This is a genomic window from Pseudomonas stagnisoli (assembly GCF_048595745.1).
Classification (GTDB): Bacteria; Pseudomonadota; Gammaproteobacteria; order Pseudomonadales; family Pseudomonadaceae; genus Aquipseudomonas; species Aquipseudomonas alcaligenes_A.
Genome location: NZ_CP184361.1, coordinates 517,013 through 532,915 on the forward strand (window position 1 = coordinate 517,013; position 15,903 = coordinate 532,915).

The 15,903-nt window shown below is 67.6% G+C and carries 14 protein-coding genes; 7 read left to right on the forward strand and 7 right to left on the reverse strand.

What is annotated here, in order from left to right; translation table 11 throughout:
- Positions 1–37 precede the first annotated feature (37 nt).
- From mutM to ACOAPY_RS02425, 3 genes are all read left to right on the forward strand, one after another.
- A complete protein-coding gene (mutM, locus tag ACOAPY_RS02415) occupies positions 38–850 on the forward strand; it encodes a bifunctional DNA-formamidopyrimidine glycosylase/DNA-(apurinic or apyrimidinic site) lyase (RefSeq protein ID WP_465154906.1) in 813 nt (270 codons plus the stop codon).
- Between the two features lie 38 nt (positions 851–888).
- Positions 889–1,467 carry a lysophospholipid acyltransferase family protein gene (locus ACOAPY_RS02420; RefSeq protein ID WP_286945272.1) on the forward strand — a complete coding sequence of 193 codons (579 nt, stop codon included), beginning with the start codon at positions 889–891 and terminating at the stop codon, positions 1,465–1,467.
- Positions 1,468–1,551: 84 nt separating this feature from the next.
- Positions 1,552–1,890, forward strand: coding sequence for a multidrug transporter (locus tag ACOAPY_RS02425; RefSeq protein WP_076423905.1), 339 nt, complete (start codon positions 1,552–1,554; stop codon positions 1,888–1,890).
- Positions 1,891–1,950: 60 nt separating this feature from the next.
- Here ACOAPY_RS02425 and ggt read toward each other — a convergent pair whose 3' ends face one another.
- From ggt to ACOAPY_RS02460, 7 genes are all read right to left on the reverse strand, one after another.
- Positions 1,951–3,624, reverse strand: coding sequence for a gamma-glutamyltransferase (gene ggt, locus ACOAPY_RS02430; RefSeq protein WP_465154907.1), 1,674 nt, complete (start codon positions 3,622–3,624; stop codon positions 1,951–1,953).
- A gap of 68 nt (positions 3,625–3,692) precedes the next feature.
- Positions 3,693–3,944 (reverse strand): YfhL family 4Fe-4S dicluster ferredoxin, encoded by a 252-nt coding sequence (locus tag ACOAPY_RS02435; RefSeq protein ID WP_021699997.1) that lies wholly within the window; start codon positions 3,942–3,944, stop codon positions 3,693–3,695.
- A gap of 125 nt (positions 3,945–4,069) precedes the next feature.
- The gene (coaD, locus tag ACOAPY_RS02440) at positions 4,070–4,549 is read right to left on the reverse strand and encodes a pantetheine-phosphate adenylyltransferase (protein WP_076423908.1); all 480 of its coding nucleotides are present in this window, start codon (positions 4,547–4,549) and stop codon (positions 4,070–4,072) included.
- 68 nt (positions 4,550–4,617) lie between these two features.
- The gene (locus tag ACOAPY_RS02445; RefSeq protein ID WP_465154908.1) at positions 4,618–4,989 is read right to left on the reverse strand and encodes a phosphopantetheine adenylyltransferase; all 372 of its coding nucleotides are present in this window, start codon (positions 4,987–4,989) and stop codon (positions 4,618–4,620) included.
- Complete coding sequence (locus ACOAPY_RS02450) at positions 4,986–6,578, reverse strand: GMC family oxidoreductase (RefSeq protein WP_465154909.1); 1,593 nt, start codon at positions 6,576–6,578, stop codon at positions 4,986–4,988. Before ACOAPY_RS02450 ends, ACOAPY_RS02445 begins: the two co-directional genes overlap by 4 nt.
- Before the next feature lie 67 nt (positions 6,579–6,645).
- Positions 6,646–7,191, reverse strand: coding sequence for a twin-arginine translocation pathway signal protein (locus ACOAPY_RS02455; RefSeq protein WP_203789206.1), 546 nt, complete (start codon positions 7,189–7,191; stop codon positions 6,646–6,648).
- Positions 7,192–7,200: 9 nt separating this feature from the next.
- Complete coding sequence (locus ACOAPY_RS02460; RefSeq protein WP_465154910.1) at positions 7,201–8,631, reverse strand: coniferyl aldehyde dehydrogenase; 1,431 nt, start codon at positions 8,629–8,631, stop codon at positions 7,201–7,203.
- A gap of 162 nt (positions 8,632–8,793) precedes the next feature.
- Between ACOAPY_RS02460 and ACOAPY_RS02465 the strand changes: the two genes are divergently transcribed.
- The 4 genes from ACOAPY_RS02465 to ACOAPY_RS02480 all read left to right on the forward strand — a co-directional run bounded on the left by ACOAPY_RS02465 (position 8,794) and on the right by ACOAPY_RS02480 (position 15,869).
- Positions 8,794–9,456, forward strand: a complete 663-nt coding sequence (locus tag ACOAPY_RS02465; RefSeq protein WP_465154911.1) for a TetR/AcrR family transcriptional regulator — start codon at positions 8,794–8,796, stop codon at positions 9,454–9,456.
- Positions 9,457–9,523: 67 nt separating this feature from the next.
- The gene (gene wecB, locus ACOAPY_RS02470) at positions 9,524–10,699 is read left to right on the forward strand and encodes a non-hydrolyzing UDP-N-acetylglucosamine 2-epimerase (RefSeq protein WP_465154912.1); all 1,176 of its coding nucleotides are present in this window, start codon (positions 9,524–9,526) and stop codon (positions 10,697–10,699) included.
- Positions 10,696–12,870 (forward strand): glycosyl transferase family protein, encoded by a 2,175-nt coding sequence (locus ACOAPY_RS02475; protein ID WP_465154913.1) that lies wholly within the window; start codon positions 10,696–10,698, stop codon positions 12,868–12,870. Before wecB ends, ACOAPY_RS02475 begins: the two co-directional genes overlap by 4 nt.
- Positions 12,867–15,869, forward strand: coding sequence for an NfrA family protein (locus ACOAPY_RS02480; RefSeq protein WP_465154914.1), 3,003 nt, complete (start codon positions 12,867–12,869; stop codon positions 15,867–15,869). Before ACOAPY_RS02475 ends, ACOAPY_RS02480 begins: the two co-directional genes overlap by 4 nt.
- Positions 15,870–15,903: the final 34 nt, after the last annotated feature.

Consider the following 15,903-nt stretch of genomic DNA (forward strand, 5'->3'; position numbering starts at 1 on the left):
GGTTGGCGGCCCGCACACCGTTGTACCGAGTCGCTGCATGCCCGAACTACCCGAAGTCGAAACCACCCGTCGCGGTATCGCCCCCCATCTCGAGGGGCAGCGCGTTACCCGCGTGGTCGTGCGCGAGCGCCGCCTGCGCTGGCCGATTCCCGAAGACCTCGATGCGCGCCTGTCCGGGCAGCGCATTCAGTGTGTCGAGCGCCGTGCCAAGTACCTGCTGATCCAGGCCGAGAGCGGCACGCTGATCGGTCATCTGGGCATGTCCGGCAATCTGCGCCTGGTGCCGGTGGGTACGCCCGTGGCCAAACACGAACATGTCGACATCGAGCTGGAGTCTGGGCTGGCGCTGCGCTACACCGATCCACGGCGCTTCGGCGCGCTGCTGTGGAGCAGCGATCCGCTGCGCCATGAGCTGCTGGCCAAGCTGGGGCCGGAGCCGCTGACCGCGGCCTTCGACGGCGAGCGCCTGTTTCAGCAGTCGCGCGGCCGCAGCATGGCGGTCAAGCCGTTCATCATGGACAACGCGGTGGTGGTCGGCGTGGGCAACATCTATGCGACGGAAGCGCTGTTCGCGGCTGGCATCGACCCGCGCCGCGAGGCCGGCTCCGTCTCGCGGGCGCGCTACGTGAAACTGGCCGAAGAGATCAAGCGCATCCTCGCCTATGCCATCGAGCGCGGCGGCACTACCCTGCGTGACTTCATCGGCGGTGACGGCCAACCAGGGTACTTCCAGCAGGAGCTGTTCGCCTACGGTCGTGGCGGCGAATTCTGCAAGGTTTGCGGCACCACCCTGCGCGAGGTGAAACTGGGCCAGCGCGCCAGCGTGTACTGCCCGAAATGCCAGCGCTAGCGATCCACCCAGAATAAGAACAAGCAGTAGGAATCAGGATGTACGGCAATTACCTGCCGCCCAACCCGCTCGTCGAGTGGATCGGGCGCACCGCGCTGAAGCTGATGGGCTGGCGCATCGAGGGCGAACTGCCACGGCTCGACAAGTTCGTCGCCATCGGCGCCCACCACACCTCCAACTGGGACTTCGTGATCTTCATCGCCCTGAAGTTCGTGCTGCGCCTGAATGCCCGCTGGTTCGGCAAGCACAGCATCTTTCGCTGGCCTTTCGGTGGGCTGATGCGCAGCTGGGGCGGCATCCCGATTCAGCGTCACCTCAGCCTCAACATGGTGGAACAGGCGATTCAGGGCTTTCGCGACAACCGCGAGTTCATCCTGGTGCTGTCGCCGGAAGGTACGCGCAAGAAGGTCGAGCGCTGGAAGATGGGCTTCTACCATATCGCCCTGGGCGCCGGCGTGCCGATCGTGCCCGGGGCGCTGGACTTCGCCAATCGCCGCGTGGTGATCGGCGCGCCGTTCCAGCCGAGCGGTGATGCCGAGGCGGATTTGCAGGCACTGCTGGCATTCTTCCGTCCCTATGTGCCGAAGAAGCCGGAATATGCGTTCTACGGCGATTGACAGGGTTCACGCTGACAATTGCGTGAGCGCTGTTATAGTTAGCAGCAACGCTCTGCCATAACTACATAAATGAAGGACCGCGCCATGAACCTGTTTCGCACTACCGCCGCTGTGTTGGCTCTGACCACTGGCCTGCTGGCACTGCCGGCGCAGGCGGAAGTGGTTCAGCAGAATACCAGCGGTGACCCCATCTACACCGCCAATGCTCCCAAAGGCTACGCCATGGCGGGCGACCTGCTCATCGCGCGTCCGCTGCTGATCGCAGGTACCGTGATTGGTGCCGGTATGTTCCTGGTCAGCCTGCCGTTCACCGCTGCCGGCGGCAACGTCAAGGAAGCTGGTCAGGCGCTGGTGGTCGAGCCGGGCATGTCCGCCTTCGTGCGCTGCCTGGGCTGCACCGAAAGTGGCTACAAGAAGGACTGATCCTTCCTCGCGGTAACCCAGAAGCCGGTCCGATGACCGGCTTCTGCATTTCTGGCGCGGCTATTTCCACAGTTCCGCACGCCCCACGCCGCGCGGGTCGCTGGCGGCCTCTACCTGGCCGCTGTCCTTGCGCCACAGCAGCACCTGCTGGTTGCCATAGCGGCGTTCCACCCGCTTGAGCCGGTGGCCACGCATCTCCAGGCTGCGCAGCTGGCTGGCGCTGAAGGCATCGGGCTCATGCTCGATCACATCCGGCAGATACTGGTGGTGATAGCGTGGCGTGGCCGGCCATTGCTGCACTGGCTTGCCGTCCAGGTAGTCGAGCGCTGCCAGCAGCACCATGCTGGGAATGCGGCTGCCGCCGGGAGTGCCGAAGGATGCCAGTTCGCTCTTGCTTTCGATGAAGGTCGGACTCATCGATGACAGCGGCCGCTTGCCCGGGGCGATGAGGTTGGCCTGGCTGCCAGTCAGGCCGTAGGCATTGCTGCCGCTGGGGTCGGCGGCGAAGTCGTCCATCTCGTTGTTCAGCAGCACGCCGGTGCCGGGCACGGTGAAGGCAGCGCCGAATGGCAGGTTGATCGACAGGGTGGCCGCCACCGCATTACCCTCGGTGTCGAGCACGGTGAAGTGGGTGGTGTGATCGCCCTCGCGCCAGCCCGGTGCCGGCGGCAGGCTGGTGCTGGGCGTGGCATGCTGCAGGGCAATGCCTTTGGCCAGGCGCTCCAGATAGTCGGGGTCGAGCAGCTGTGGTAGTGGGTTGCGCACCTGGTCCGGGTCGCCCAGCAGGCCGCGGTCGCGATAGGCGCGGCGCAGGACCTCCACCACATAGTGGCCGCGTTGCACCGCGCCGGCTTTTTGCCAGGGCAGCTCCTGCAGCATCAGCAGGCTCTGCGCCAGGGCTATGCCACCGGCCGAAGGGGGCGGCGCGGTAATCAGCTCATGGCCGCCCGCCAGGCCGATGCGCAGTGGCTGGCGCTCGACCACCCGGTAGTCGCGCAGGTCGCGTGCGCTCCACACACCGCCGCTGTTCCTGACACCCTCTAGCAGCAGGCGGGCGGTTTCGCCCGCGTAGAAGCCGGCGTGACCATCGCGCGCCAGGCGCTCCAGGGTACGTGCCAGCGCCGGCTGGCGCAGCAGGCCGTGTAGGGGAGGAACTTGCCCCTGATCGAGGAAGATGGACGCGCTGGCCGGGTCCTGCTTCAGGGCCGCCAGGCGCCACTCGGCCCGCTCGCGGTAGACCCGATCGATACCCACGCCATCGCGCGCCAGGCGGATCGCCGGGGTCAGCGAATCGTTCAGCGGCAGCTTGCCGTAGCGCTCGGCCAGATGCGCCAGGGCCGCCGGCAGGCCGGGGATGGCTGCGGCCAGCGGGCCGTTCAGCGACAGCTCGCGCTGCACCGTCCCGTTACGCCGATAGAGGTCCGGGCCGGCCGCCAGGGGCGCGCGCTCGCGGGCATCGACGAAGCGGTATGCGGGTTTCTCGCCGGCCTGGCGCAGCAGGAAGAAGCCTCCTCCGCCGAGGCCGGAACCATAGGGTTCGGCCACCGCCAGTGCGGCCGCAATCGCGACGGCGGCATCGAAGGCGTTACCACCGTGGGCCAGGGTTTCCAGGCCAGCGACGGTGGCGGCGGGGTGTGCGGTGGCGACGGCGGCCTGCTGCGGCTTGGGCGCTGCGCCCTGGGCGGCGAGCGTGCAGGTCAGCAGCAGGCAGGCGAGAAGGGTCTTGTAGGGCATGGGCTCGTTCCGTGCTGGGCAGGTGCATAGCCTAGCGAAGATCCGACCCTTGCGTTGTGGCGGGCGACTCAGGCCTTGCCGGTGATGCGCCGGTACTTCTCCATCAGCTGATCCTTGCTCTCGACATTGGCGTCATCGAGGGGGATGCAGTCGACCGGGCAGACCTGCTGGCATTGCGGCTCGTCATAGTGGCCGACGCATTCGGTGCACAGGTTGGGGTCGATCACGTAGATCTCTTCGCCCTGGGAGATGGCGCCATTCGGGCACTCGGGCTCGCAAACGTCGCAGTTGATGCAGTCGTCAGTGATTTTCAGGGACATCGGGCAACTCCTGCCAGGCCCGACGGGCATGGCACTTACAGGCATTCAATGGGCGAATTGTGCCGGATTGCCGGGCATCACGCCATGCACGGGCGACAGGGGCGCCCGTGCCGGTGCGCTGGAACTCAGCGCTTGAAGCGCTCGGCGAGGGCTTCGGCCACCGCCGGATGGACGAACTTGGTGATGTCGCCACCCAGTGCGGCGATCTCGCGCACCAGCGTCGAAGAAATGAAGGAATACTTCTCCGACGGCGTGAGGAACATGCTTTCTACGTCCGGCGCCAGCTGGCGGTTCATGTTGGCCAGCTGGAATTCGTACTCGAAGTCGGACACCGCGCGCAGGCCGCGCAGCAGGATGTTGGCGTTCTGTTCCTTGACGAAGTGCGCCAGCAGGGTGGAAAACCCGACGACCTCGACGTTGGGCAGGTGCGCGGTGACTTCCTGAGCCAGCGCCACCCGTTGCTCCAGCGGAAACAGCGGATTCTTCTTCGGACTGGCGGCTACGGCGATGATGACGTGGTCGAACAGGCGCGAAGCGCGCTCCACCAGGTCGCCATGGCCCTTGGTGATGGGGTCGAAGGTGCCTGGGTACAACACTCGATTCATCGCATCGTCCTGCTCGGAGCGGTTGGGGTGCGCGGATGGTAGCGCAGCGTTTCCCCTTGGGAAAACCCTCAGGGCGAACGCAGGTGCAGAGTGGCCGCCAGCAGCAGGCAGGCCAGGGCGATCCAGTCGGCTACCACCACCCGGCGCAGGGCCTCGTTATAGAGCGGTGTGCCCCAGGCCAGCAGGAGGAAACTGACCACGCTGACCAGGCCGGCAAGAAGTGCCAGGGTGCGCAAGCCGGGCAGGAAGGCCGCCGCTACTAGCAGGGCCCCCAGCAAGCCGAACAGCACGGCGCGATGGCGCATGAGGATCTGTAGGTTGGGCTCGTCCAGGTTGAGACCATAGAGCGAGTTGAGGCGGTCGCCGCCAAGGACTCCGACCACCGGCAGCAGATGAATGATGCCGACGATCAATAGCAGGACGGCGACCAGCTTGCTCATGCCTTGAGCCGCTCGGCCAGGAGGGTTGCCAGCTTGGACGTCAGGCCGTAGATCGACAGCTGCGGGTTGGCACCGATGCTGGTGGGGAATAGCGAGCCGTCGTGGATCGACAGGTTCTCCAGCTGGTGATGACGGCCGAGGCTGTCGGTCACCGCGTGCTTCGCGTCCTCGCCCATGGCACAGCCGCCCATCACGTGGGCACTGCCCAGGCGGGTCTGGAACAGGCGCAGCTCCAGCCGATCGATCAAGGCCCTGGCCTCGGCCGGGCTCTTCACGTACTCGGCCGCGGCATGGATGGGCAGTACGGCCTTGGCGCCGGCAGCGAACTGGATCTCGGCCATGCTGTGGAAGGCCCGGCGCAGGCCGTCCCAGGTGTAATCGGTCATGCGGTAGTCGAGCACCGGCGTGCCATCGCCGCGCAGTTCCACGCGGCCTTCGGCGCTGTCCGGGTGGAAGCCGTCACGCATCAGCGCCAGCATCACGTTGGTATGCGGCAGCTGCTCCATGCGCAGAGCGTTGTCGACGCCGAAACGACCGAGCAGGGTGGCGGCCAGGGCCGGCTGCATCGGCGGCACTTCGAGCTTGTAGGACATGCGCCCGGCGGTGCCGTCATCCCACTGGAAGTGGTCGGAGTAGACCGACTGCGGCGCGCCGTAGAAGGGATTGATGACCTGTTCGAACTGCGCCGCCGAGAAGTTCACCAGGTGCAGGAAGGTGCGCTTGCCGACTCGCTCATGCGGGTCCGGCGCCTGCGAGCGCAGCAGCAGTGCCGGCGAGTTGATACCGCCGCCGGCCAGCACGTAATGGCGTGCCTTGACCATGATGCGCCGGCCGTTGGGGGCCACCGCGCGTTCATCCATGCCCAGGCATTCCAGGCCGGTCACGCGATCGCCGTCATGGATGAGGCGCTCGGCACGGGCCAGGTAGAGCAGGGCGCCGCCCTTGTCGAGGGTGGCCGGAATGGTGGTGACCAGCATCGACTGTTTGGCGTTGACCGGGCAGCCCATGCCGCAGTAGCCCAGGTTCCAGCAGCCGCGCACGTTGCGCGGGATGATGTGCCAGGCGTAGCCGAGCTTCTCGCAGCCGTCCTTGATTACCTGGTTGTTGGCGTTCGGCGGCATGGCCCAGGGAGCGACGCCCAGGCGCTGCTCCATCTTCTCGAACCAGGGCGCCATGTCGGCGGCGCTGTGACCCTTCACGCCATGCGCGTCGGCCCAGTGCTGCAGGGTCGGCTCCGGCGTGCGGAAGCTGGAGGTCCAGTTGATCAGCGTGGTACCGCCCACGGCGCGGCCCTGCATGATGGTGATGGCGCCGTCCTTGCTCATGCGCCCGATGCCTTCCTGGTACAGCTGCGGATAGGCATCGGCTTCCTGCATCTTGAAGTCGCTGCTGGTCTTCAGCGGACCTTCCTCGATCAGCAACACCTTCAGCCCGGCGGCGCTGAGGATCTCCGCCGTGGTACCACCCCCGGCACCGCTGCCGATGATGGCCACGTCGGCCTCCAGCAGCAGATCCTTGTCCAGGCGCGCGCCGTTGTAGGTGGTCCAGCCGCGGGCCAGGCCGTCGCGGAAGATATCGGGTACAGGCATGTTCAGGCTCTCATTCTTGTCATTCTGCCCGGCGTCAGGGGCGAGCGTGTTGGCCGCTGGCCGTTGATCAGAACTGCGGCGGGCCGGGGTAGCCGCAATGGGCCCAGGACTGTGGTCGTGCGTACCAGGCCATCAGGATCAGCTGCAGCAGCGAGGCATGGCCCATGCGCAGCAGGTCCAGCGAGCTGTGTTCCCAGCGCTTGATGAACTGTTGGATATCGGCCTGGGAGGCATTCTCCCAGCTGCCCCAGATGCCGGTCAGCGGTCCGCGGGTGACCGCCATGGCCAGCACGTCGAACAGCTGCTGGGTCAGCTTGAGCAGCTCCGGCGAGAGGTGCTGCAGGTTGTTGTCGACGCCCAACAAGGTGGCGTCCACCGCCGCCTGCAGGGCTTCTGGGCGTACCGCGCCTTCCAGCATTACCGGGATGATTGCACGCAGGCTGGGCAGATCACTGGCGCGCAGCACCTGGTAGCCAGTCGCCGGGACGCTGGCAGAGCAGCCGCTGAGGCTGGCGGTGACCCCGGCGGTGGCCAGGAAGGCGCCACCGAGCAGGCCGACCTTGAGCAGGCCACGGCGCGACAGCTGCGGCGTGGCGTTGGCGATCTCGTTCATCGACAGCCCTCAGCGGATAAACAGTTTCTGGATCAGTTTCTGGATCGCCGTGCCATAGGGTGGGTAGATCAGCCGCGCGGCGTTGAAGCGCTGCTTGATCAGCACGCCCTTGGCCTTGCTGAAGGTCAGGAAGCCCTCGTGGCCGTGGTAGTGGCCCATGCCGGAGGGGCCGACGCCGCCGAACGGCATGTCGTCCTGGGCCACGTGCAGCAGGGTGTCGTTGAGGCACACGCCGCCGGAGTGGGTCTCGTGCAGCACGCGCTGCTGCTCGCCCTTGTCATAGCCGAAGTAGTACAGGGCCAGCGGCCGCGGGCGGTCGTTGATGTAGGCGAAGGCCTCGTCCAGGCGCCGGTAGGGCACGATCGGCAGCAGCGGGCCGAAGATCTCCTCCTGCATCAGCTTCATCTCGTCGCTGACGTTGAGTACCAGGCTGTGCGCCAGGCGCCGGCCCTGGTCGCCGGGGAACAGCGGCACCAGTTGTGCGCCCTTGGCCTCGGCATCCGCGATGTAGCCCTTGAGTCGGCCGAGCTGGCGCTCGTTGATGATGGCGGTGTAGTCCGGGTTGTTTTCCAGCTTGGGGTAGAAGCGCTGCACAGCGGCACGGTAGGCGGCGACGAAGCCTTCCAGGCGATCCTGCGGCACCAGCACATAGTCCGGCGCCACGCAGGTCTGTCCGGCGTTCATGGTCTTGCCGAAGGCGATGCGCTCGGCGGCGTCTGCCAGCGGCACATCGGCGGAAACGATGGCCGGCGACTTGCCGCCCAGCTCCAGGGTCACCGGCACCAGGTTCTCGGCGGCGGCGCGCATGACATGCTTGCCGATGCTGGTGGCGCCGGTGAACAGCAGGTGGTCGAACGGCAGGCGGGAGAAGGCCTGGCCAACCTCGGCCTCGCCCAGTACCACGGCGACCATCTCTTCGGGGAAGATGCGCGCCAGCAGCTCCTTGACCAGTTGCGAGGTGGCCGGGGTCGATTCGCTCATCTTGATCATCACCCGGTTGCCGGCGGCCAGGGCGCCGATCAGCGGGCCGAAGGCCAGGTACAGCGGGTAGTTCCACGGCACGATCACGCCGACCACGCCAAGCGGCTGGTACACCACCTTGGCCGCGGCCGGCTGGAAGGCCAGGCCGACGCTGCGCCGCGATGGCTTCATCCACTTGCCCAGGCGTTTGCTGGCGTAGTCGATGCCATGCAGGCTGGGCATGATCTCGGCCAGCAGGGTTTCCTCGGCGGCGCGGTTGCTGAAGTCACGGGAGACCGCCTCGATCAGCGCCTGTTTCTCGCTCAGGATCAGCTCGCGCAGGGCCTTGAGCCAGGCGCGGCGCTGCTCGGCCGAGGGCATGGGGTTGGCGCGATAGGCGGTGCGCTGGGCGGCCAGCAGCGGCCCGAGGGCCTCTATCTGTTGTTGGTTTTGTTGGAGATAGGCAACGTCGGCGACCATGGCGTGCATCCTCTCGGGGCTGCTGCGGATTTGAGTAGCGATGATTTTTAGAGTAAATGCTCTAAAGTGTCAATCAGAGGTTTGACCGGTCGTCAGCGCCGGCGCTTACCTGTACTTTTAGGGCCAACAGACCCTAGTCCATTTCGTGTGTCGAGCCGAACCATGGCCCCGAAGAACAAGACCCGTGACCGCATCGTCGAAGCCAGCCTGGAGCTGTTCAATGCTCAGGGCGAGCGCAACGTCACTACCAATCACATTGCCGCGCACCTCGGCATGTCGCCCGGCAACCTGTACTACCACTTCCGCAACAAGCAGGCGATCATCGCCGAACTGTTCGCCCAGTACGAGGCGCAGGTCGACCAGTTTCTGCGCCGGCCCGAGGGGCGCGCACTGACGGTGGCCGACAAGACTTTCTATCTCGAGGCGCTGCTCGCCGCGATGTGGTACTACCGCTTTCTGCACCGCGACCTCGAGCACCTGCTGGACGCCGACGCGGAGCTGGCGGAACGCTACCGCGCCTTCGCCCGGCGCTGCCTGCAGGCGGCCCAGGGTATCTACCTGGGATTCGTCGAGGCCGGCATCCTGCGCATGACCCCGGCGCAGATCGAAGCGCTGACGCTGAACAGCTGGATCATCATGACCTCCTGGGTACGCTTTCTCTGCACCACCCTCAGCCAGGGGGGTGACATCAGCCAGGACATGCTGCGTCGGGGCATCTATCAGGTGCTGGCGCTGGAAGGCGGCTATCTGGCCGAGGCCGCCGAGCCGGCGGTGCAGGCACTCTACGAGCGGCTCTATGTGCCGCTGGAGCTGAGCCCGGCTTGATGCAGGTCAGCTGAGCGCGGTACGCGGCTGGTCATACTGCGGGGGTATCCCTTGCCACGGCCCCCCGATGACGTCCAGCCCTGCCGCGCGCCCTTGCCCCCTCCCCCGAGTAGTGCTGGTGTTCGGCACCCGCCCCGAAGCGATCAAGATGGCGCCGCTGCTGCACGCGCTGCGGGTCGACGGTGGCTTCGATGTGCGCCTGTGCGTCACCGCCCAGCACCGGCAGATGCTCGACGAGGTGCTGGAACTGTTCGAGCTCAGCGCCGACCATGACCTCGATGCGATGACCGAGGGCCAGAGCCTGAACGGGCTGTGCGCGCGCCTGCTGGAGCGCCTCGAGGGCGTATTGGCCGCCGAGCAGCCGGACTTGGTGCTGGTACATGGCGATACCAGCACCTGCGCCATGGCCAGCCTGGCGGCCTTCCAGCGTGGCATCCCGCTGGCCCACATCGAGGCCGGCCTGCGCACCGGCAATCTGCAGGCCCCCTGGCCGGAGGAGGCTAACCGCCGGCTCACGGCCGTATTCGCCACGCTGCACTTTGCCCCCACCGAGTCGGCGCGGCGCAATCTGCTGGCCGAGGGCGTGGCTGACGCCGCCATCTGCGTCACCGGCAATACCGTGGTCGATGCCCTGCAGTGGATGTGCCGACATCTTGATGAGCTTGGCTGGCGGCCGCCGGCGGGTCCTCTGGGGCAACTGCCCGAGGGTGCGCCGGTGGTGCTGATTACCGGGCACCGACGGGAGAACTTCGGTGAGGGCTTCGAGCAGATCTGCCACGCCCTGGCCGAGCTGGCCCGGCGCTACCCACAGGTGCAGTTCGTCTACCCCGTGCACCTCAATCCGCAGGTACGGGGCCCTGTGCATCGCCTGCTCGGTGGCATCGCCAACCTGCAGTTGTTGCCGCCCCAGGATTACCGGCACTTCGTCTGGCTGATGCAGCGTGCCAGCCTGATCCTCACCGACTCCGGCGGTGTGCAGGAGGAGGCACCCTCGCTGCATAAGCCGGTGTTGCTGATGCGCACCGCCACCGAGCGTCCCGAGGCCGTGGCGGCCGGCTGCGTGAGGCTGGTGGGCACCGATGCCGTGCGCATTGTCGACGAGGTCAGCCGGCTGCTGGATGACCCCGCCGCGGCCCGGGAGATGCGCAGCGCCAGTAATCCCTATGGCGACGGCCTGGCCTGCCGCCGCATTTTGGCGCGGCTGCGCGAGTACTTCGGTCTTGCACAGGGAGCGCCGGCATGAGTTACGAGTGGATCGATGCGCTCACCTACTACCTGTACGGCCTGCGCGGGCTGACCTGGGTACTGGCCGTGGTACTGCTGGTGCTGGGCTTCGACGACCTGTTCATCGACATCCTCTACTGGGCGCGCCGCGTGGTGAGGTACTTCCGCTTCTACCGCGGCGGTGCCTCCGATCAGGACCAGTTGCTGTTGCGGGGGCGCGAGCAGCCGCTGGCGGTGATGGTTCCGGCCTGGCAGGAGGCCGGGGTGATCGGCGAGATGGCCCGCCTGGCCGCCTCCAGCCTCGACTACGAGAACTACCAGATCTTCGTTGGCACCTACCCCAACGATCCGGCTACTCAGGCCGAGGTGGACGAGGTCTGCGCCCGCTACAGCCACGTGCACAAGGTGATCTGCGCGCGCCCCGGGCCGACCAGCAAGGCCGACTGCCTGAACAACCTCATCGAGGCCATCCAGCGCTTCGAGCAGCAGGCCGGGGTGCAGTTCGCCGGCTTCATCCTGCACGACGCCGAGGATGTGATCGAGCCGCTGGAGTTGCGTCTGTTCAACTACCTGCTGCCGCGCAAGGACCTGATCCAGGTGCCGGTCTACCCCTACGCCAAGCGCTGGTGGCAGTTCACTGCCGGCCACTACGTCGACGAATTCGCCGAGCTGCACGGCAAGGACATCGTTCTGCGCGAGGCGCTGGTCGGCCAGGTCCCCAGCGCCGGGGTCGGCACCTGTTTCAGTCGCCAGGCGATCCAGGCGCTGCTGGATGAGGGGGATGGCATTGCCTTCGATGTACAGAGCCTCACCGAGGACTACGACATCGGTTTCCGTCTCAAGCAGAAGGGCATGAACGAGGTGTTCGCCCGCTTCAGCGTGCATGACCGCACGCTCTCGCCATTTCGCGAGGACGGCTTCGGCCGCAGTCGCGCCACCAGCCGGGTGATCTGCGTGCGCGAGCACTTTCCCGATACCTTCGAGCACGCGGTCAAGCAGAAGGCCCGCTGGATCACCGGCATCGTCTTCCAGGGCTCGGCCAGCCTGGGTTGGACCTCCAGTCCGCTACTCAACTACTTCCTCTGGCGCGACCGCCGGGGGGCGGTAATCAACCTGATCGGCCTGCTCTCGACCCTGCTGTTCATCCAGTTGCTGGCGGTATGGCTGCTCAACGGCTGGCTGGTCGACAGCTGGCGCTTCGACTCGGTACTCGGCCACGACCCGCTGCTGCACACGCTACTGACCATCAACGGCGTCCTCCTGCTCAACCGCCTGTTCCAGCGTGGCTACTTCGTCACCCGCTACTACGGGCTGTGGCAGGGACTGCTATCGATCCCGCGGATGGTCTGGAGCAACGTGGTCAACTTCTTCGCCAACCTGCGCGCCATCCGCCTGGTGCTCAAGCTCGGCGATGCGCGCAAGGTGGCCTGGGACAAGACCAGTCATGAACTGCCGGCGCTGGCCAACACGCCGCGGCGTACGCCGCTGGGGCAGATCCTCGTGACGCAGGGGGCGATCAGCGAGGAACAGCTGAGCCGGGCGCTTTACCGGGCACCGCGCCGGCTGGGCCGCGAGTTGCTGGTACGCGGCTGGGTTACCGGCGAGCAACTGGCTGCCGCATTGGCTGTCCAGGCCGAGCGGCCTTGGCGTGCGCTCGACCCGCTGCAGCTGAACCCAGGGTTGATCGAGCTCTTCCCGGCCCGCTTGGCGCTGCGCTACTCGTTGCTGCCGGTGGCCGAGCTCAACGGCCGCCTGCTGCTGGGCAGCGAGCGCGCGCCCAACCCGGTAGTGCTCGGGGTGATCGCCCGTCAGCTGGGGCGGCCGGTCGATTGCTGCATCGTGCCGCCCGGACGGGTGACGCTCGGTCTGCACCACTGGTACCTGCAGCAGCATGGCGCCGTCATGCAGCGCCTGCTGGAGGCCCTGCGCGCGCCGCAGGCCAACCCTGAGCTGCAGGAGCGGGTTTGCCGCCACCTGCTGTTGCTCGGCGACCTGCTGCAGGAGCTCGGCATGCTGCCGCCGGCACTGCTGGCCCAGGTGCTGATCGAATTCGAGCCGGAGCAGGACAGCCTCGGCCAGACCCTGCTCAAGCGCGGCCTGATCAGTGCCACGCTGCTGCAGCGGGCGCTGGACGAACAGCAGGGCCAGCTGCGCCATGCCCTGGCCCTGATCGAGGAGAGGCAGCCATGAACGGCCCCCGCCACACGCCGCTTGCGCCGCTCAGCCTGCTGTTGCTGACCCTGCTTGGCGCCAGCCTGAGTGTGCCGAACCTGGCTGCCGAGCCCAGCGAACTGCAGCGCTTTCGCAGCTATCCCTATATCGAACGTGCCTATCGGGCGCTCGATCGGCAGCCGGCCGAGGCCGAGAAGCTGGTGCGCCATGTGCTCGAACAGATCAGCCCGGAGCATGCCGAAGCGCAGCGGATTCTGCTTCAGGCTCTGCAACGTCAGGGCCGCTATGCCGAGGCATTGGATATCTGCGCCAAGCTGCCGGCCGAACAGGCCGCTCCGTTGCGCAAGGAACTGCGCCTGGCCTGGATCGCCAGCGACCAGGGCGTGCAGGCAGCAACCCTGGACGCCTGGCTGAACGAGGCCGAGCCGCTGGAGGCGGCGCACCTGTGGCAGGCCCAGGCCCTGCGCCTGGAGCGCCGTGACGGCGTGCCGGCCGCGCGGCGCTGGCTGGCCGGCTTGTCGGGCCGCCTGCAGGACGATGCCTGGCGCCAGTGGCAGGCCAGCCTCGCCGAACGCCAGCGGGACTGGCCGACAGTGCGCGACAGCCTGGCCGGTCAGGCCAGTCTGAATACCGAGGGCTGGGCGCGTCTGGGCCAGGCTTATGTCGAGCTGGGCCAGGCCGCCGAACTGGAACAGCTGCTGCGCCGTGCACCGTCTCCCGAGGCCGCAGCCGCGCTGCGGGTCAATGCCGCCCGGCGCTGGATCGGTCAGGGCCGCGGCGAACCGGCCTACCAGCAGTTGCTGGCGCTGCAGGCGGCGGGACCGCTGCCCGCCGATCTGCGCCGCAGCCTCTTCGAGCTGGCCCGCCAGCAGGGCGACAGCGCGCGCGCCGACGCCCTGGCCGCCGAGCTGGGCGAGGATTGTCTGGAACGCAGCGTCTGGCTGATCGAGCGGGATGCCGCGGCCGCTCGTCGGGTACTGGCCAGCTGCGCGCCGGGCGAGCAGCCTCAGCGTTGGCTGGCCCAGGTGCAGCAGCTGCGCGCGCTGGAGTTGCTGCCACGCGCTGATCTGCCGGGCGAACTGCACGATCCCCTCTATATCGAACTGGCGCGTGGCGCCGGCCGGGGGGCGCAGGCGCTCGACTGGCTGCTCGCCCATCCGTCCGGCGAGGCGCGCCTGGCCCGTGCCGCGACCCTGGCGCAGCAACTGGGCCGGCGCCAGCAGGCGGCCGAACTCTGGCAGCGGCATTACCAGGCCAGTGGTTCCGGGCGGTCGCTGGAGCAGGCCAGCTACCTCTGGCAGCAATTGGGCCAGCCGCAGCGCGCCCGCGAGCTGCTGCTCACGGCCCGGCGCCTGGATGCCGCTCAGGGCGCACGCTTGGCTCAGCTGAGCGTCGAGGATGAGCAACTGAGTGCTGAGCAGGTCGAACGCCTGCTGCCGCGCCTGGCGCCTGCCGCCCGTGGCGAGCTGCTGGCGGCGCTCGCCGCTCGCGGGCGCTGCGCCGAGGTACTGGTCTTGAGTACCGGCCAACCGAGTAGTGCTGCCGAGTGGCGCGCCCGTGGCCAGTGTCACTTGCCGGAGCAGCCCGGCGTGGCGGTCGAGGAACTGCGTCAGGGGCAGGCGCTGGGGGACCGGCCGAGCGCCGAGCTGCTGCCCTTCGCCCTGGCTGCCGCCGGCGAGCCCGAGGCGGCGCTGGCGCTCTGGCAACAGACGCCGGCCGCACGGCAGAGCGCGGCGGTACGCCGTGCGGTGGTGGGCGCCGAGGTGGCTGTCGGGCAACTGGAGCAGGCCGAGCGTCATTGGCAGGCCCTGCCGCCGAGCAGTCTCGATGACTGGCGCCAGGGCGGCCACCTGGCCGTGGCGCGCCAGGATTATGCCGAGGCGGTGCAGCGCTGGCAGCGGGTGCTGGCCCTGGGTGGCACGCTTGAGGACTACTACCAGGCCGGCATGGCTGCCGGCAGTGCCGGTCAGCGCGAGCAGCAGCTGGCCTGGCTGGAGCGCGCCGCGCAATGGGCGCCGGAAGACCCGCGCATCCAGGCCGACTTCGGCTACGCCCTGGCCAACAGCCTTGAGCCTGCGCAGCGTCAGGCCGCCATTCCGGTGCTGGAAAAAGCCGTGCGCCTGCGCCCCGACGACTACCGCCTGAGTGATGCCCTGGCCACCCTGCAGGGCAGTTTCGGCCAGGTGCCCCAGGCGCTGGGCAACTGGAAGCACACGATCGACCTGGAGTCGGCCATCGAGCCGCGTGACGAGAAGCTCGGCAACGACCTGTTCCGTGCCCGCCGCGCCCATCAGGTGCACAACGACCGTACCCGTTGGCATTTCGCCAGCACCTTCGCCCCGCGCGGGGTCACCAGCACGGCCGACCAGCGCCCGAGCGGGCTCAATGCTCACCAGCTGGATGTCGACCAGCGGCTGTCCGATGACATTGGCCTGCAGGGCGGGCGCCTGTCGGCCATCGGTCGGGTGTTCAGTTCCGGCGAGCACAGCGACCTGGCCGAAACGGTCGGTGGCGCCGCCGGGCTGCGCTACACGCCGTGGCGGGACTACAACATCAACGTCAGCGGCGAAGTGTTCCACGAGGACTTCGCCGAGGGCGATACCGACGTCCTGCTGCGCGCCAGCGCCTCCTTCCTCGACCAGGGCGAGTACCGCAACGATTGGCGCCCGACCGAGGACGACTGGGCGCAGCGCCTGCTCTACCTGGACGCCGCCTGGTGGGTGGATGAGTCGCAGCGCTTCCTGGTCGCCCGCTACAGCCGTGGCCACCTGTGGAAGCTGGACACCACCAGCGCCCAGGCCGCCGGCCCCTACGCCATGCTGCAGGGCAGCGAGCAGGATCAGCAGCAGGACCTGCGCGCCGGTCTGGGTCTGAGCTGGCAGCTGTGGTTCGACGAGGATCACTACAACGCCTTCCACAACAGCCTGACGCTGCGCGTGGAGTACCAATGGAGCCTCGGCGGCAACCTGTTCGACCGGCGTGACGGCTGGATGGGCGGCCTGGAGCTGGCGTTCTGATCCGCGCCTGCCTGCTGTTCGTCCTGCTGCTGGC

Excerpts from the sequence above, each read along its gene's own strand:
- mutM (WP_465154906.1), top strand. The coding sequence starts at position 38 with ATGCCCGAACTACCCGAAGTCGAAACCACCCGTCGCGGTATCGCCCCC.
- ACOAPY_RS02420 (WP_286945272.1), top strand. The coding sequence starts at position 889 with ATGTACGGCAATTACCTGCCGCCCAACCCGCTCGTCGAGTGGATCGGG.
- ACOAPY_RS02425 (WP_076423905.1), top strand. The coding sequence starts at position 1,552 with ATGAACCTGTTTCGCACTACCGCCGCTGTGTTGGCTCTGACCACTGGC.
- ggt (WP_465154907.1), bottom strand. The coding sequence starts at position 3,624 with ATGCCCTACAAGACCCTTCTCGCCTGCCTGCTGCTGACCTGCACGCTC.
- ACOAPY_RS02435 (WP_021699997.1), bottom strand. The coding sequence starts at position 3,944 with ATGTCCCTGAAAATCACTGACGACTGCATCAACTGCGACGTTTGCGAG.
- coaD (WP_076423908.1), bottom strand. The coding sequence starts at position 4,549 with ATGAATCGAGTGTTGTACCCAGGCACCTTCGACCCCATCACCAAGGGC.
- ACOAPY_RS02445 (WP_465154908.1), bottom strand. The coding sequence starts at position 4,989 with ATGAGCAAGCTGGTCGCCGTCCTGCTATTGATCGTCGGCATCATTCAT.
- ACOAPY_RS02450 (WP_465154909.1), bottom strand. The coding sequence starts at position 6,578 with ATGCCTGTACCCGATATCTTCCGCGACGGCCTGGCCCGCGGCTGGACC.
- ACOAPY_RS02455 (WP_203789206.1), bottom strand. The coding sequence starts at position 7,191 with ATGAACGAGATCGCCAACGCCACGCCGCAGCTGTCGCGCCGTGGCCTG.
- ACOAPY_RS02460 (WP_465154910.1), bottom strand. The coding sequence starts at position 8,631 with ATGGTCGCCGACGTTGCCTATCTCCAACAAAACCAACAACAGATAGAG.
- ACOAPY_RS02465 (WP_465154911.1), top strand. The coding sequence starts at position 8,794 with ATGGCCCCGAAGAACAAGACCCGTGACCGCATCGTCGAAGCCAGCCTG.
- wecB (WP_465154912.1), top strand. The coding sequence starts at position 9,524 with ATGACGTCCAGCCCTGCCGCGCGCCCTTGCCCCCTCCCCCGAGTAGTG.
- ACOAPY_RS02475 (WP_465154913.1), top strand. The coding sequence starts at position 10,696 with ATGAGTTACGAGTGGATCGATGCGCTCACCTACTACCTGTACGGCCTG.
- ACOAPY_RS02480 (WP_465154914.1), top strand. The coding sequence starts at position 12,867 with ATGAACGGCCCCCGCCACACGCCGCTTGCGCCGCTCAGCCTGCTGTTG.